Source organism: Lentilactobacillus sunkii DSM 19904 (genome assembly GCF_001435575.1).
GTDB classification, from domain to species: domain Bacteria; phylum Bacillota; class Bacilli; order Lactobacillales; family Lactobacillaceae; genus Lentilactobacillus; species Lentilactobacillus sunkii.
Genome location: NZ_AZEA01000018.1, coordinates 26891 through 43281, shown reverse-complemented (window position 1 = coordinate 43281; position 16391 = coordinate 26891). Strand labels below are relative to the sequence as shown.

Genomic DNA, 16391 nt, shown 5'->3' with positions numbered 1-16391 from the left:
ATCTATTACCAACAACAGATATTGTAGAACCCTTCTTTATAGCCAGAACGTGTTCCAAAAGGCTGCTCCCTATGCATAATCTAGGATGACTTTCCGAGCCTTCAGCTCAAAAAAATAATCCTAGGTTATGCTACGGTAGCAAAACCGCCTTTTATCACACTCCTATTTTTATACATTAGCTTTTTCAGTTTCGTCAATGGCAGACCGAATCGATCTCGTAAATTCTTCAACAGCCTTTGGTGCATTTTGTTTCTGCTTGGCGACAATATCAACAATTGCACTGCCGATAATCACGCCGTCCGCAATGCCGGCCATTGTTTTGGCCTGCTCGGGTGTATGAACCCCAAAGCCGATTGCGGTTGGGACGTCGGTGTACTTCTTGATTTCTGCGACTAAGTCCTTCAAGCCATTGAAGAACTCGTTTCGCTCACCGGTAATCCCCAGTGAGGAAACGACGTAAATGAATCCGGAAGCAGCTTTGGCGATCTTTTCGATCCTGTGGCCGGAGGTTGGGGCGATCAATGGAATGATGTCGATACCATATTTATCGGCGGTTGGTACGATGTCCTCCCGACTTTCGTAAGGCATATCCGGAATGACCAATCCTGAAACGCCTAACTCCTGACACTTTTGACAAAAAGCATCGTAACCGTATTTGAAGACGATGTTTAAATACGTCAGGAAAACGATTGGCACATCGGTTTGTTTTCGAGCGGCCTCAACGATTTCAAAGACCGTTTTGGTCCGGACGCCGGCGTCAAATGCCCGCAAATCGGCAGCTTGGATCACGCCACCGTCAGCGATTGGGTCTGAGAAGGGGATTCCAACTTCAACAATGTCAGCGCCGCCTTCAGCTAACGCAACAATGTTGGCAACTGTGGTATCAAAATCCGGGTCATCAGCAACGACAAATGGGATAAAAGCCTTATGATTTTTGAAAATTTCAGATAAATTACTCATCGATATCGACTCCTTTATATTTGGCGATGCTGGCAACATCTTTGTCACCCCGTCCTGAGAGGGTGCAGACAATAATCTGATCTTTGGACATGGTTGGGGCAATCTTTTCAACGTAAGCAACCGCATGACAGCTTTCGATGGCTGCAACGATGCCTTCTTCTTTAGCGATGTATTCAAATGCCTGAACAGCTTCGTCGTCAGTGATGCCGACATATTGAGCTCGGCCTTCTTTTGCGAGCGCTGCATGTTCCGGACCGACTCCAGGGTAATCCAAGCCGGCGGAAATTGAGTAAACCGGGTTGATTTGGCCGTCTTCGTTTTGAAGGAACAAAGACTTCATTCCATGGAAAATCCCAACGGTTCCACGTTCGATGGTAGCAGCTGTCTTATCACTGTTGACACCTTTGCCGGCAGCTTCAACTCCGACCAATTTAACGCTGGGGTCGTCGATGTAATCAGCAAAACTACCGATGGCGTTACTACCACCGCCGACACAGGCGATGACCATATCGGGCAAGGTGTTTTCTTTGGCTTTGAGCTGTTGCTTGGATTCTTTACTGATCACGCTTTGGAAATGTTTGACCATTTCTGGGAACGGATAAGGCCCAACGGCAGAACCCATTACATAGAAAGTATCTTCGGAACGGCTGGCCCATTCCTGCAGGGTGGCATTGATGGCATCCTTGAGAACCATTGAACCGGTTGTCACTGGGTGAACTTTGGCACCTAATAATTCCATCCGGTAGACGTTTAACTTTTGGCGGTCCGTATCTTCTTTACCCATGAAGATTTCACATTCCATGCCGAACAGGGCAGCAATTGTTGCAGTTGCTACACCATGTTGGCCGGCACCGGTTTCGGCGATCAGGCGTTTTTTGCCTAAATGTTTGGCAAGCAATGCCTGGCCGATCACGTTATTGATCTTATGGGCACCGGTATGGTTTAAGTCTTCTCGTTTAAGGTAAATCTTGGCACCACCGAGGTCTTCAGTCATGTTCTTGGCATAGTAGAGAAGTGATGGCCGGTTGGCGTAGTTGACGAGCAAGTCGTGTAATTCGGCCTTGAACTCGGGATCATCCTTTAAGGTGTGAAAAGCTTTATCGACTTTTTCCAGTTCAGTCATTAAGGTTTCGGGGATGTACTGGCCGCCGTATGTATTGGCGAAGATCCCGGGACGTTTGGTTTGTTTTTCTTCAGTTAAATTTTTCATAAGGCATATTCCTCTTTCGCATTTTTTATAAAATTCATGATTTTGGCGGGGTCTTTGTGACCGTCGGTTTCGACGCCGGTTGAAACGTCGACGATATCTGGATTGACGATGGTGACTGCCTGGCTGATGTTGTCAGGATTTAAGCCGCCGGCAAGAATTGTGGTGCGGTCAATGTGGGGAAGGGCTTTCCAGTTCAACACCTGACCGGAACCCTTGCCGCTGTCGACCATCAAATAGTTGGCAAGTGACTGTGGATCAATCGATTTGCGTTCAAATACTTGAATGACTTTCAGGCCGGCGTCCTGTAATTCTTTAATCTCTTCAGCGGTGCTTTTACCATGAAGCTGAGCAATGTCGATGGCGCCAGCTTGGTAAATGGCCAGGATTTCAGCCGTCGTTTCATTCACGAAGACACCAACTTTTTGGATCTTTGGATTGAGCTCAGCCTGCAAAGCCAGAGCAGTTTCCAATGAAACATAATGGCGGCTGGGGGCGAAGACGAACCCGGCAAAATCAGCTTGCGCTTTATTGACTGCTTGGATGTCATCGGGCCTCATCAACCCGCAAATTTTAACTTGAACCATGGTCACACCTCCTCGATATTTATTGAACGGATACTGATTTGAATTCTTTAATTAATTGTTGCTTATTATTGGCCCGCATCAGGGTTTCACCCATCAGGATGCCGTTGAACCCGGCATTTGCCAATGTTTCAACATCAGCTTGGGTCTTAATGCCACTTTCCGCAATGACGGGGACGTTATCCGGGACCATCGCCTGTAATTTCAAACTATTGTTGAAATCGACTTTGAAGTCTTTCAGGTTGCGGTTGTTGATGCCGATGATTTTGGCACCGGACTTCAATGCTCGGGTCACTTCGTCAGCGGTATAAGCTTCCACGATTGCCTGCATGCCGAGACTTTCAGCTAGTTCACGATAATCTTTTAACTGCTGGTCGTTTATGATTGCGACGATCAGAAGAATGATGGAAGCACCGTTAGCTTTGGCTTCATAGATCATGTATGGGTCAATGGTAAAGTCTTTACGCAATGTTGGAACCGAAACTTCCTGGCTGATTTCATTTAGATAGTTGAGATGACCGTTGAAGTAATCCGGCTCTGTCAAAACTGAAATTGCGTCGGCACCTGCTTGATCGTAGCTTTTGGCAATTTCCAGATATGGGAAGTCTTGGACGATGGTTCCTTTGGAAGGAGATGCCTTTTTGACTTCGGCGATAACGTGAAGGCCGGGTTGATTCAAAATATCCAGGAAATCCGCTTTCCGAGTTGCCGGCATCTGTTCGACATCCTGCTTTAATTCTGATAGAGGTTTGGTTGCTTCATGTCTTTGTAGGCGTTTTTGAGTCACATTTACCAAATCATCGAGAATCATGCAACCACGTCCTTGCGTTTGTTGGAGAAGTCAATCAGACGATTGAGTTCTGTTTGAGCTTTTCCTTCATCGATGGTCTTGGCGGCTAAATCAATGCCTTCTTGAATGGTCAACTCCGGATGGGCAAGGTGTAATGCTGAACCAGCGTTAAGTAAAACGATGTCGCGCTTGGGGCCTTTCTTGCCGGCCAGGATGTCGCGGGTGATTTGACCATTTTCTTCAGGGGTGCCGCCAACAACATCTTGACGTTGTGCCCGCTTGAGGCCAAATTGTTCCGGTGTTATGACGTATTTGCTGAGCTTGCCATCGCGTAATTCGACAACGGCTGTTTCATCGGTAACGGTCATTTCGTCAAGCCCGTCACGACCATGGATGACCATGGCATTTTTGACACCCAATTTCTTTAAGACGTTGGCCAAAGGTTCGATTAAGCTTTCATCGTAAACGCCTAAGAGCTGGCTGGTTGGATGGGCTGGGTTGGCCAGAGGGCCGAGGATGTTGAAGATGGTTCGGATTCCCAATGCCTTACGAACAGGGGCAACGTACTTCATTGATTTGTGGTATTCCTGAGCAAATAAGAAGCAAAGGTTGTTGTCCTGAAGGCTCTGGAAGCTGGTGGCTGGATCTTCGTTGATGTCCAGACCAAGGGCTTCAAAGACATCGGCGGCACCACTCTTGGATGAAGCGGCGCGGTTACCGTGCTTGGCAACTTTGGTACCTGTTGCAGCAACGACAATTGCGCTGGTAGTAGAAATGTTGAAGGTGTTGGCTTTGTCACCACCAGTTCCAACGATTTCCAAGACGTTGCCGGCTTCTGGGAATTTCAAAGCGTGGTTTCTCATGGATGATGCGGCACCGGCAATTTCGTCGATAGTTGGGTTTTTCGCGGTTAATGCGGTTAAGAGGCTGGCAGTTTCAATTTCTGAAGTTTCGCCGTTCATAATTTCATCGAGAACTAATTGGCTTTCTTCAAATGTAAGATCTTCGTGGTTAACAACTTTTTCAATAGCTTGTTTTATCATAGTAGGTTCCTCCAAGGATTTCCTTTATAGTAAGTTCGAATTAATGATTTAAAGTTCAATCTATGATTTGCCATCGTTTAATTTCATTTTTCATAAGTGTGACCTCCATTTATTGCAAAAAAATAATCCGTCCATAACAAATTTGATTGTTAAGGACGGATTATTCCGCGGTGCCACCTTAGTTCAATTAATCAGGGGAGATAGACTTCATCTGTTAAGTTCCCCAATTAATCACTCTTAGCAAGGGACTAACATCCCTCCGACAACTTACGTATGCCAACACGTTTCTCCGTACTTGCGAACTTTCGGAAGAACCCTCAGTGGTCCATTTAATCATCTGCGTTCGGCTGCATTCTCAGCAATGGCAGCTCTCTTTGCGTGCACAATGATCTTGATCTCCACTTCATCGGTTTTATGGACGAATTAATTGTTGCTTTGTATATTAGAGCCTTATAATATAAATGTCAACAGATTTTAATCAAATAATTTAAAAAAGATTCAAAAAGGTGGAATGCCAAGTGGAAAAATTAGTTCGAGAATACATCGAGAACCAGCCAGTATCAAGGCAAGACAAGCTACAACAATTGTATCAGATTATCAAAAATGAAATGCCAGAAAATTATGATGAGAAGATCTCCTATGGAATGCCGACTTTTCATTATAAGAGTAATATCATTCACTTTGCTAATTTTAAGAATCATATCGGATTGTATCCTGGACCAAAAGCAATTGTTGAATTCAAAGATCAGCTCAAAGACTATAAAACCAGTATCGGAGCGATTCAACTTCCTGTCGATCAGCCGTTTCCAGTAAAGCTGATCCAAGAAATTGTTCACTATAATCTCCGGAATGTCTAGTATTCTCCCGTCGGGTATGGTATCACGGTACATAAGAGGGAATGGAGATGTTAGTGTGCAAAGTCAGTTGAGTCACCCAAATGGGAGTCAAGTACATGCAGGCAAGCATGTTTATACTGAAGAGAAAATTATTGGGGATATTGCGACCGTTGCCAATATGATCATGTATATCTCATACATAGGAGAAATTCTGCAGAATTTAAATGGGCAGCCAACTTCATTTATTCAGCCATTTTGTGCGTCGATTAACGCCGCACTGTGGGTTGCGTATGGTTGGGTCAAGCCAAAACGGGATTGGATCTTGATTGTAGCCGACGTGCCCGGTGTGATCTTCGGGTTAATCGCTGCGATTACAGCCGTGATTTAACAAGAGTGAAACACATTGCCATTGATTGGTGAATGTGTTTTTTTGTTGTATACTTTTTAGAAAATCGATTGGGAGACGGTCACATGAAAATCAAAATTGCATTGGCACAGCTGGATATAAAATTTGGTGATCCTGACAAAAATTTTGCTCAAATCGAACCAAACGTTCAAAAGGCAGCCACACAAAATGCGGACATTATTTTCTTCCCGGAAATGTGGAATACCGGATACGATTTGACCCGGTTGGACAAGGTAGCCGATAAGGAAGGTCAGCGGACCCAGACTTTGCTGGCAGAATTGGCCAAGAAATACCAAATCACCATTCATGGGGGTTCCGTCTCTACCGAAAAGAATGGTGCTTTCTACAATACGACCTATATCTATGCGCCCGATGGAAAGCTGATGACAACCTACGACAAAGTCCATTTATTTGGCCTGATGCATGAGGATGAGTATTTGGCATCCGGTGTTGACGAAGATCATTTTGAAATCAAGGGAATTAACGCAACCAGTGTGATCTGCTACGACATTCGGTTCCCAGAATGGCTGCGGACTTTAAGCTTGGACGACAGTCGAATCTTATTTGTCCCAGCAGAGTGGCCGACTTCACGAATCCCTCAGTGGCGCCGGTTACTTGCTGCTCGAGCAATTGAAAATCAGAGCTTTGTGGTTGCCGTTAATCGAGTGGGCAGTGATCCGGACAATCCATTTGGCGGTCATTCGGGCATTTATAATCCAATGGGCGATGAGATTCTGACATTGGATGATCAGCCGCAATTAAAAGTATTCACGATTGATACCAAAGAAACTGACGATGCCCGCGGATTTATGCCGGTGTTTGAAGATCGCCAGCCGGAGTTGTATCGATAGAAATTAATGGAGGTAAGAAATGTCTGATATTTATGACGATGAATCATTTTTTAACGCATACAGCCAAATGGCTCGATCCAAGGATGGATTAAAGGCAGCCGGAGAATGGCATCAGCTTAAAAAGCTATTCCCCGACTTCACGGGTAAGCGGGTTCTTGATCTGGGATGCGGGTATGGTTGGCACTGTCGGTATGCTGCTGACCATGGTGCCCGTGAAGTCGTGGGTATTGATGCATCAGTCAAAATGATTCAAAAAGCCAAATCAATGGCCAATCAAGATCAAATTCATTACCAGGTACTGGATATGATGGCAGTTAACGAACTTGCCGGTCGTTTTGATGTGGTGATCAGTTCCCTGGCGATTCACTACATCGAAGACTATTCCGGATTGGTTCAATTGATTAAATCAAAACTAAACTCTGGTGGGCGCTTGATCATCAGTGTTGAACATCCAATCTTCACGGCTCAGGGCAACGAAGAATGGATCCTAGGTAATGATGGTCAACGAAAATACTGGCCGGTTGATAGATACTTTGATGAATCCAGTCGCGAAACTGTTTTTTTGGGCCACTCTGTGAAAAAATATCATCGCACCCTTATGACTTACCTGAATACACTATTGAATGCTGGATTTCGACTTAACCAAGTCATTGAACCGACACCGACAGATAAGATGTTGGCTGAAAGCTCGGACATGCGCGATGAACTGAGACGGCCAATGATGCTGATCATCAGTGCCACATTAGATTAACCATCAGGCACTGAAACTCATAACGGCCGGAACTGTATCAATAATTGGTATAGGTCCGCTGAAAGATATTAAGTAGCAATAGAAGAGCAATTGTGGTAACATTTTTAACGATATGTTACCATAACTGCTCTTTGCTTTTGCCCTTCAAAGGTATACCAATTTTCATAAAGATAAGCCGTTTAAAACCTAAACATATCATTATCTGACATCACTAATGAGTCCTCAATGGATCCTTTGGCTTTTTCCGATATGCAAGTGGTGATACTCTCGATCAAAGCTTGAATTGACGGTTTATTTGGGACCTCATGAAGAACTTAACGTATCATTGTCGATATTATTGGGAAGCAGTAGATTGATTGGATGGATGAGTAAAGTATGTTTTTGATACAGGGTTGTCCAACCACTGATAGAGAAGCGTCAGGAACGATAAAGTTCTTGACGCTTTTTTTGCTGCTTCGAATTGCTCAATCATATGTGTCTACTGTGGTTTTATGTGCATGTCATAAAAAGCCAATAAGTTGAAACGTTGTTGAATGGGCAGCCAGAGCATATCCTAATATTTGTAAACGTTTACAGAAACGGTTCCAATTATTGAAGATTAAATGAATGGAGGTATTTTATGAAGTCTCGATCAAGATCTGGATGGATGTTGACGATGAACGCAAGTATTGCCTCATATCTCGATGCTAGTATTTTAGTAACGACTGGAATTGTGTTGGCGATGTGGAAAACAGAATTTAGTTTGAATGCTTGGTGGGTTGGGGCCTTAAGCACACTGGTAACTTTATCAGTTGCCTTTGGTTCTGCCATTGGTGGTTACCTGTCAGACAAATTTGGGCGTGTAACAGTGTTCAATATTGATATTCTGTTTGTTGCTCTCGGAACGTTTTTGGTTGCATTGGCACCTAATTTACCTGTGATTGTTGTTGGTTTATTCATCGCCGGAGCTGCCTCGGGTGCCGATTTGCCAACTTCATTAGCAGTCATTTCCGAACGAACCGAACCCGATCAATACGGTAAGGTGATTGCGTCAACTGAAATTTATTGGTTAGGCGGCATTGTTATTTCTCAAGGACTGGGCTTTCTCACAGCAAGCTTGGGATACATGAGCTCACGGATCCTATTTGCATGGTTGGGAGTCGTTGCTCTGATCACTTGGGCAATTCGTGCGTTATCACCGAAATTTCACCAGTTGGAAGTTTCAATGATCGTTCCAGTTGAGAGGCGGGCATCGACTAAAGAGGAAATTGCTGCAGAAAAAATTCCCTTCAAAAAGTTAATTTCAATGCCTCGTTACTTCGTTCCAATGATTGGACTAACAGGATTTTATCTATTTTGGAATATTCCCGCCAACACTTGGGGATCATTCTTGAATTACTTCCTGGTAACAATCGACGGTCGGAGTCAGCAATTTTCAACCTTGTGTGCGTTCTTCGCTAACATCCTCGGTGCATTTGTCCTGTACGGCATCTATATGAAGTTTGCGGACACGAAGTACCGTTATGTGATGACACGGATTGGCTTAATCTTATGTATTTTGTCATTTGTCCTATCAGCAGCCTTTGGCGGTGTTTGGTGGATATTCACCATATCATATTTTGTTTATTGCTGTGCCAATATGCTCCATGGAGAGCCATTATTCAAAATCTGGAGTCAGTCGTTATATCCAGTGCATGTTCGAGCAAGTGTAACAGGTATCAGCTATTCAATCGTTCGTGCAGTTACCGCAATTTTTTCGTTTGTTACACCAGCAATCATGGCCTATTCACCAACACTCTTAATCTGGTTATTAGTTGGTTCTTTAGCCATCTGCTGGTTGTCTGCAGAACTCGTTATGCGGTTTATTGCTCATCATAACATTCCCGATCCAGTATACAGTTCTCACGAGCGCAAGCTGGATCACAATAAAAAATTAGCTATAAATAAGGAGACTCATTAATCATGGACACAAAAAATATTTCTTATTACCGTCCTCTGGCATACGCCGCGGGGATTGGTTCAATGCTTGGGTCAGGTATTATTGTTGGATTGGCCGCAACCATTTCTGTGTGGCAGTCCGGATTAGGTTTAACCAATGGTCAAGTTGGTGTCATCTCTGGCGCCTTAACATTTGCCATTGCCTTTGGATCATTGTTCGGTGGCCGAATTGCTGAATCAATTGGTCTGATAAAAGTATTTAACTGGATTAACCTGTTTTATGCAGTCGGTGCGGGAATTGCCGTATTTGCACCAAACTACATCACCTTGTTGATTGGTGTCATTATCACTGGTGTTGCTTCAGGAACTGATTTACCAATTTCCTTAACGGTTGTTTCAAGAGATTCGCCTAATGCAAAAATTTCGGCTAAATTAGTTTCATCAACTCAAATTTTCTGGCAGGCTGGTATCTTCATTTCATACATCGGTGCATTTGCTGTTTCCAAGATGACAGGTGCAACTGGTGCAAGAATCGTATTTGGCCTATTGGTTGTATTTGCCATCGTCACTTGGTTATGGCGGACAATGTCAGGCAAATTCAAGGAATTACATGAAGAAGGTACTGCACGATATGAAGAAAACCAAAAGAACAGTACTCAAGTTGCCACAAAGTCAGTAACCAAGATTCTGTTTGGCCAAAACAAGAAGTTCTTGTATTTCTTCGTTGCTATCTTGATTTTCTACATCGGTTGGAACCTGCTGGCCAACACTTGGGGCCAATTCCAGACCTTCATGATGGTCAAGGCTGATGCTTCACAAAGTCTTGCTACAGGTGCCGGAATTGTTCTTAATGTCATTGCCCTTGTTGTCAGTGCCATTTTCTCATCAATTGCCGGTAGTAAGTACCGTAACACTGGATTTGTAATTGGTGCCGTTATTATGTTCGTTGCCATGGTTGGTATGACCATGGGTGGAGGTAGCCTTATTGCAATCATCGTTGCCATTGGTTTCTATAACATTGGTAGTCCGATGGCTGGTGAAGCTTTGTACAAGGTTTGGACACAAGAATCATTCCCAGTTGACGTTCGTTCTTCAATTCAGGGACTCATCAACGGAACTTCTCGAGTTGTTTGTGCTTTATTTGCTTTCATTACACCAGCACTTGTTTTGCCGGGTGTTATTAAAATTACGATGTGGTGCTTCGCGGGAGTCGTTGTTGTCAGCTTCATTGCTGGAGCAATTATGATTCACTTGCAACGTAAGTACGGTATCGAGAAGTAAATCGGATTATTCATTTTAGAAAACAGCTTGGATGAGAGGAAAGGACTTTTAGAATGTCAGAGATTGTTAAAGCACAAGCACCATACGATTTACAAGTTGAGCACTATCACGGTGATGTTTTGGGCATCAGAACAGCTACACCGCGGATTTCATGGAAGTACGATGGGCATGTTGCCGATGGCGATGAAGTTGAACTTGAGATTACCCTGCATATGCCTGGGCAAGAAGGTAAAACCGAATCAATCATGACAGAACCTGTTAACAATGTTTTGTTTAACTGGCCTTTAGATCCATTGGTTTCAAGGGAACAAGTTGAAGTGAAAGCTCGTTTGGTTGATGGTGACTCAAAGGGTGCATGGTCGAAACCACTCAAATTCGATGAGGGAATTCTTGAATACTGGGAACTTCTTGCTGGATTTATTGGACCAACATGGCCTGAAGAAAAGACTGACCATCGTCATTTGCCATTGATTAGACATGAGTTTACGTTAAAGGATAAGCCGGTTTATGCACGCCTTTACCTTTCTGCATTGGGGCTGGTTGAAGGCCACGTCAACGGTAAAGAAATGAGTAAGGACATTCTGACTCCCGGTTGGACATGTTATGATGACCGTCTGGAATGCTGGACATATGATTTGACGGATGACTTGAATGCAGGCGAGAATGCTTTCGGATTCTATCTTGGAGATGGATGGTACCGTGGCAGAATCGGCTTCAAGGGTGGCAAAGCCAATATTTATGGCGATAAGATTGGCGTCTTCGCCCAACTTGAAGTAACATACTCTGATGGATCCAGTGAACAGATTTTCTCAAATTCTCATGATGATACTTGGAAATCAGCAAAGGGTCCAATCACTCAATCTGACTTATGTGAAGGCGAGAGATATGATTCACATCTCGAAAAAGATGGTTTTGATCAACCCGGCTATGATGATTCGGATTGGTATCCAGTCGCTCAAATTCCTTTTGATCAACGGAAAATGGAATTTCCAATTTTGCCGCCTGTTCGGGCAACTATGGTCAATCAACCACTTTCGATTAAAAAGATTCGGGAATATGATGGTAAAGCTGATTGGCAGATTGATTTTGGCCAAAACTGTACTCAACGGATCAATTTGCACATCACAAATGCTAAAGATGGTGATGTCATCGAATTGCAACATGCTGAAGTATTAGAAAGCGATGGCACCTTGTCAACCCGCCCATTGCGTCGTGGTCAACAAATTGACCAATACGTCTCAAACGGTTCAGAAGCATACTTTGAAGCCCGCTTTGCGACACATGGGTTCCGTTATGCTGAGATTCGCGGCTGGCGCGGAGATTTGACCGCAGACGATATGGAATGCAAAGTTTACTTTTCAGATATGAAGCAAACCGGTACTTTCGAATCCTCCAATAAGAATGTCAACCGACTTGATGACAATGCTTTGTGGTCAATGAGATCAAACTTCGTTTCTCTTCCAACAGACTGCCCACAACGTGATGAACGTCTTGGATGGACTGGTGATATTTCATTGTTCAGCCCCACAGCAGCTTACTTTTACGATGTTGAAGGATTCTTGAGCAGCTGGATGCAAGACGTTGCTCATGAGCAAAAACGTCTTGGCACCGTTCCATTCTATGTCCCGTTTATTCCATATGCCGAGTGGACAGAACCACAAGGAATTGCTATTTGGGGTGATTCATCCGTCCGTGTTCCTTGGGCAATCTACATGGCAAGTGGTGACAAACAAATGCTTGCCAAGCAGTATCCTGCTGCAAAAGCTTGGATTGATGAAGTTAAAGGTTATCTCTCAGAGGATGGTGTCTGGGATCGCAAGCCACCATATTCACTCGGACAGCTTGGTGACTGGTTGGATCCTAACGCACCTGCTGACAATCCTGTTAAGGCAATGACTGAAAAGAATTTAGTTGCCACGGCCTTTTATGCCAATAGTTGTGACATGTTTGTTAAAATGGGTCATGAGCTTGGCAATGACGCTGAAGCAGATGAGTATTCCAAGCTTGCAGCTCATGTACATCTTGGCTTCAGAAAACGTTTCTTCAATGACAAGGGAATTATGACGTCTGATACGCAGTGTGCATATGCACTTGCTATTGCATTTGGCTTGGTTGATGATGATCCTGAAACAAAAGAATTTGCTGGCCATCGTTTAGCATTGCTTGTTCGTCGGGCACATGGAAAAATTGGAACCGGATTTGCCGGAACACCATACATTCTTCCAGCTCTGACCGAGACAGGCCACATGAACGAAGCATATGAGCTCTTTTTATCCGAAGAATGTCCAAGTTGGATGTACCAGGTAAAAATGGGTGGAACGACAACTTGGGAACGATGGGATTCAATGGAGCCCGACGGATCAGTTAACCCTGGTGTCATGACTTCATTTAACCATTATTCATTAGGATCCGTTGCTGATTGGATTCACGCAACTGTTGGTGGTCTTAAGCCGACTGCTCCTGCTTGGCACCAATTTGAAGTTGCTCCCCGTCCAGGTGGTGGATTAACCTCTGCAAAGGCCTCACACGAAACGCCATTTGGTACTGCAAAGGTTGAATGGACCTATGAAGCTGGCAAACTTTCCGTTTCAGTTGATGTTCCTTACGGTGCAACCGCACAAGTCGATATTCCAGGATATGATAAGGTTGAGCTGAGAGATGGACACTACGAAAACAGTTTTGATTATCAAGAAGTATAAACATTAACAAATGATCGGCTGGGACAAGTATATTGTGCCAGTCATTGTTTGTTTTAGAAAGAAGTGAGAATGATGGATTCTTCAAGTTTAAATTCATTCATGAAACTTGAAACCGCTGAGGTTGGATATAAGAAATTGTATGAGGCTAATCCGTATGATCATTTTAAGCCGGTCTCGAGTTGGCAGGAGTTTGCTGATCAGTATAAAGCAAATATGAAAAATCCTGTTCAGTTTCCAGATAAGCCACTTTCGGATATTCGTCCCAGATTTTTCGAGAGTCAATTCTTTTCACAGCAAGTCATTCATCCCGAGCAGGTCAACCATTCAAAATCAAATTTGATATATCCACCGCATCTTAATTCTGAAATTGTGGTTTTTAAACATTTGCGTTATTTGCCAATTATGGAGCATACACTGGAATTCGTGAAGATTTCTTATGTTCTTAATGGCCATTGCAAATTCTTTCTGAATGGGAAAAACTATGATTTGACGCAGGGTGATATGATCATCGTTCCGCCTAATCTTAAGCAGGCCTTCTTTTCTAATGCAGACGAAGATATCGTTGTTAATATTATCATGCGCCGGTCATCGTTCGAAGATGCATTCGCACCATTATTAATGGAACAAAATGATATCTCGAACTTCTTTTTAAGGATGTTGTATCGCCGGCAGTTTTCTCAATTGGTGCTTATTCATTGTGATAATGATCAGGAAATTGAACACATTATTTTCGGACTTTATAATGAATCGCAAACAACGATGCATGGTTCTCAGATCATTCTGAATAGTTATGTCTTGTTATTGTTTGGGCAGCTCATTCGAAATCATGCCAAAGATGCGAAAATGTTAGAGGGGTCTATTGATGAGAAACCTGTTTCAAATATTATTCAGTATATTCGCGTGAATAGAAAAGACATTAATTTAGAAAGCTTGGCTCAACACTTTAACCTGAGTGAAGGATACATCAGTAGATTCATTAAACGGGAAACCGGCTTTTCATTCTCCCAGCTCCTCAGAGATATCAAAATGCGTGAAGCGGCAAAATTATTGATATCTACGAATATGAGTATCGAAGAGATTATTGACAAGGTTGGATATACGGATATGAGTCACTTTTACAAGAATTTTAAAAAAATATTCGGGGTTACGCCAGCAGACTATCGACAAAATGGAAGTGATTTGTAGCATGATATTTGTCATTGGATCCGAGTGTCGTGTTCCAGATGAGGTCATAAAAAACAAATGATTTCGACAGTGCTCAGACTCCATTTGGAGAATATAATATAGTTATGTTAGCGCTTTCGAGCAGTGCTGGCATACTCAGCAGAGCCCCTATTTGTACAAGAACACCTTGTCGTTTCCCTCAAATGATTCAAACTGTACCCCAGTTGATGAAATGAGCACGCATGCAAAATAGGACCAAGCCATTCCGGCTTGGTCCTATTTATTGTTCTTTCAAAAATGAGATAGCAGTCTCTTTATTTCTGTTTAACTTCCAGATGAACACTATCAACATGATTCTTCATCAACAAGGCAGCACCAACACCACCCACAATCACGATTACGCCGGATGTGACCGCAACCGCGGCCATCCCGTTATCGTATGCATGGATGACGATTTTTTGAAGGGCCCTGGCAAACGGCGCCCGGGCCATTCTGTCGGAAAAGGCGATGGTGTGACCGGAAAATGGGCCGGCGTTAATCAGGGCATCTTTGATGTTGCTCATCACTTTGGTTGGCATTTCCAAACTGGGCATGTGCCCGTTCAAATGATTCTCGTATTGGGCGTCTTGAATCAGGCCCAAGCCAACCACACCAACCGTGGTACCAAACTGTCGAAAGACGTTCAGCAGGCCGGATACCATGCCCATATCTTGGGGCAGGGTGCCTTCCATGCCGGCCGTATTCAGCAGCGGGTTGACCATTCCGTTGGCAATTCCCATTAATACCATGCCGGGCCAAAGTTCAACGAAAGTCACGGTTGGACTGATTGAGTTGGCCATCAATAAGAAGCCGGCACCACCAACAAACATGCTCCAAACGATCATCCACTTTTTGGAATAACGGGAACTTAGAATTCCGGCAACTGGTCCGAGGAACAACGACCAGGCACTGATAGCCAACTGTCGAACTCCAGTCTGGACGGCAGAATAGCCAATATAGTTCTGCATGAGGGCGGTCAAGAAAGCGTTGTACGCGTATATCCCGGACCCCAAGGCAAACGCAATCAGAATTGTTCCCAAAAAATGTGGCCGTTTGAACATCTTAATGTCAATCATCGGATCTTCAACCCGCATTTCAACGAATACGAAGAAGATCATTACGACAACTCCACCAATAATTAAGCCGCTGACCCGGCCATCGGTCCAAGCCCAGTGGGGATGCCCCTCCTTGACGATTAGACCGTAAATGATGGCAAACAGCCCGATGGCAGAGAGCAGCATTCCAGCTAGGTCAATCTTATGATTCTTGCCATAACTTGGCGTTTCTCGGACATAGAAGAGAGTCAAAATAACGGCCAGAATTCCAAATGGCACATTTACATAAAAGATTGCCGGCCAGCCAAAGTGTTCAACTAAATAACCGCCGATCAGAGGACCGGAAGCCGATGAGACACCGATGATGGAGCCCAAAATTCCCAATGCCAGGCCACGTTCTTTGCCTTCAAAGTTAGAAGCAACCAGCGCCATGGATAGAGACATCATGCCGGCACCGCCAATTGCCTGGACGCCACGGCTGATATCGAGGATCAAAAGACTCGGTGCCATGCCGTTAATTGCCGAAGCGATGACAAACAGAATCATTGACCCCAAAAATATTTTCTTTCGGCCGTACATATCGCCTAATTTGGACATGATCATCAAGGTGACGGCATAGATCAGCGTATAGGCGTTTAATACCCATTGGAGATCTGTAAATGTTGTTTTAAATCCTTTTGCCATTGTTGGCAGGGCCACATTGACGACCGTGACATCCAAGAGACCCATAAAGACACCCAGACCCATTGCTGTCAGGGCAATCCACCGGGCTGCGTTCGTTTGCTTTTTCATGATTGACTTCCCTCGA

At 44.0% G+C, this 16391-nt stretch carries 14 protein-coding genes and 1 other annotated feature; of the genes, 8 read left to right on the top strand and 6 right to left on the bottom strand.

Features of this window, described 5'->3' with window-relative positions; translation table 11 throughout:
* Positions 1–168: 168 nt before the first annotated feature.
* The 5 genes from trpA to trpD are packed head-to-tail and all read right to left on the bottom strand — an operon-like array spanning position 169 to position 4584.
* Positions 169–960: a tryptophan synthase subunit alpha gene (trpA, locus tag FD17_RS09690; RefSeq protein WP_057825990.1), complete on the bottom strand. Its 792-nt coding sequence runs from the start codon at positions 958–960 to the stop codon at positions 169–171.
* The gene (trpB, locus tag FD17_RS09685; protein ID WP_057825989.1) at positions 953–2170 is read right to left on the bottom strand and encodes a tryptophan synthase subunit beta; all 1218 of its coding nucleotides are present in this window, start codon (positions 2168–2170) and stop codon (positions 953–955) included. Before trpB ends, trpA begins: the two co-directional genes overlap by 8 nt.
* The gene (locus FD17_RS09680; RefSeq protein WP_057825988.1) at positions 2167–2754 is read right to left on the bottom strand and encodes a phosphoribosylanthranilate isomerase; all 588 of its coding nucleotides are present in this window, start codon (positions 2752–2754) and stop codon (positions 2167–2169) included. The genes trpB and FD17_RS09680 overlap by 4 nt, the downstream gene beginning before the upstream one ends.
* Positions 2755–2773: 19 nt before the next feature.
* The gene (gene trpC, locus FD17_RS09675) at positions 2774–3562 is read right to left on the bottom strand and encodes an indole-3-glycerol phosphate synthase TrpC (RefSeq protein WP_057825987.1); all 789 of its coding nucleotides are present in this window, start codon (positions 3560–3562) and stop codon (positions 2774–2776) included.
* A complete protein-coding gene (gene trpD, locus FD17_RS09670; RefSeq protein WP_057825986.1) occupies positions 3559–4584 on the bottom strand; it encodes an anthranilate phosphoribosyltransferase in 1026 nt (341 codons plus the stop codon). The genes trpC and trpD overlap by 4 nt, the downstream gene beginning before the upstream one ends.
* A 148-nt stretch (positions 4585–4732) precedes the next feature.
* Positions 4733–5000: a binding site (T-box leader), on the bottom strand.
* 102 nt (positions 5001–5102) lie between these two features.
* On the opposite strand from trpD, the gene FD17_RS09665 reads away from it, so the two are divergent.
* The 8 genes from FD17_RS09665 (at position 5103) to FD17_RS09630 (ending at position 14510) form a co-directional block, all read left to right on the top strand.
* A complete protein-coding gene (locus FD17_RS09665) occupies positions 5103–5441 on the top strand; it encodes an iron chaperone (RefSeq protein WP_057825985.1) in 339 nt (112 codons plus the stop codon).
* A 55-nt stretch (positions 5442–5496) separates the two neighbouring features.
* Positions 5497–5808: a SemiSWEET family transporter gene (locus tag FD17_RS09660; RefSeq protein WP_057825984.1), complete on the top strand. Its 312-nt coding sequence runs from the start codon at positions 5497–5499 to the stop codon at positions 5806–5808.
* Positions 5809–5891: 83 nt separating this feature from the next.
* Positions 5892–6677, top strand: coding sequence for a carbon-nitrogen family hydrolase (locus tag FD17_RS09655; protein ID WP_057825983.1), 786 nt, complete (start codon positions 5892–5894; stop codon positions 6675–6677).
* 19 nt (positions 6678–6696) lie between these two features.
* A complete protein-coding gene (locus tag FD17_RS09650; protein ID WP_057825982.1) occupies positions 6697–7428 on the top strand; it encodes a class I SAM-dependent methyltransferase in 732 nt (243 codons plus the stop codon).
* A gap of 619 nt (positions 7429–8047) precedes the next feature.
* The gene (locus tag FD17_RS09645) at positions 8048–9367 is read left to right on the top strand and encodes an MFS transporter (protein WP_057825981.1); all 1320 of its coding nucleotides are present in this window, start codon (positions 8048–8050) and stop codon (positions 9365–9367) included.
* A 2-nt stretch (positions 9368–9369) separates the two neighbouring features.
* Positions 9370–10626, top strand: a complete 1257-nt coding sequence (locus tag FD17_RS09640) for an MFS transporter (protein ID WP_057825980.1) — start codon at positions 9370–9372, stop codon at positions 10624–10626.
* 53 nt (positions 10627–10679) lie between these two features.
* Positions 10680–13325: a family 78 glycoside hydrolase catalytic domain gene (locus tag FD17_RS09635; RefSeq protein ID WP_057825979.1), complete on the top strand. Its 2646-nt coding sequence runs from the start codon at positions 10680–10682 to the stop codon at positions 13323–13325.
* A 69-nt stretch (positions 13326–13394) separates the two neighbouring features.
* Entirely contained in the window at positions 13395–14510 is a 1116-nt protein-coding gene (locus FD17_RS09630; protein WP_235803207.1) for an AraC family transcriptional regulator, read from the top strand.
* Between the two features lie 293 nt (positions 14511–14803).
* On the opposite strand, the gene FD17_RS09625 is transcribed toward FD17_RS09630, so the two are convergent.
* The gene (locus FD17_RS09625; RefSeq protein ID WP_057825978.1) at positions 14804–16375 is read right to left on the bottom strand and encodes an MFS transporter; all 1572 of its coding nucleotides are present in this window, start codon (positions 16373–16375) and stop codon (positions 14804–14806) included.
* Positions 16376–16391: the final 16 nt, after the last annotated feature.

Bases quoted from the DNA above. Each gene is read 5' to 3' on its own strand.
- trpB (WP_057825989.1), bottom strand. From the start codon at position 2,170: ATGAAAAATTTAACTGAAGAAAAACAAACCAAACGTCCCGGGATCTTC.
- trpD (WP_057825986.1), bottom strand. From the start codon at position 4,584: ATGATAAAACAAGCTATTGAAAAAGTTGTTAACCACGAAGATCTTACA.
- FD17_RS09640 (WP_057825980.1), top strand. From the start codon at position 9,370: ATGGACACAAAAAATATTTCTTATTACCGTCCTCTGGCATACGCCGCG.
- FD17_RS09680 (WP_057825988.1), bottom strand. From the start codon at position 2,754: ATGGTTCAAGTTAAAATTTGCGGGTTGATGAGGCCCGATGACATCCAA.
- FD17_RS09655 (WP_057825983.1), top strand. From the start codon at position 5,892: ATGAAAATCAAAATTGCATTGGCACAGCTGGATATAAAATTTGGTGAT.
- FD17_RS09625 (WP_057825978.1), bottom strand. From the start codon at position 16,375: ATGAAAAAGCAAACGAACGCAGCCCGGTGGATTGCCCTGACAGCAATG.
- FD17_RS09645 (WP_057825981.1), top strand. From the start codon at position 8,048: ATGAAGTCTCGATCAAGATCTGGATGGATGTTGACGATGAACGCAAGT.
- trpA (WP_057825990.1), bottom strand. From the start codon at position 960: ATGAGTAATTTATCTGAAATTTTCAAAAATCATAAGGCTTTTATCCCA.
- trpC (WP_057825987.1), bottom strand. From the start codon at position 3,562: ATGATTCTCGATGATTTGGTAAATGTGACTCAAAAACGCCTACAAAGA.
- FD17_RS09650 (WP_057825982.1), top strand. From the start codon at position 6,697: ATGTCTGATATTTATGACGATGAATCATTTTTTAACGCATACAGCCAA.
- FD17_RS09635 (WP_057825979.1), top strand. From the start codon at position 10,680: ATGTCAGAGATTGTTAAAGCACAAGCACCATACGATTTACAAGTTGAG.
- FD17_RS09630 (WP_235803207.1), top strand. From the start codon at position 13,395: ATGATGGATTCTTCAAGTTTAAATTCATTCATGAAACTTGAAACCGCT.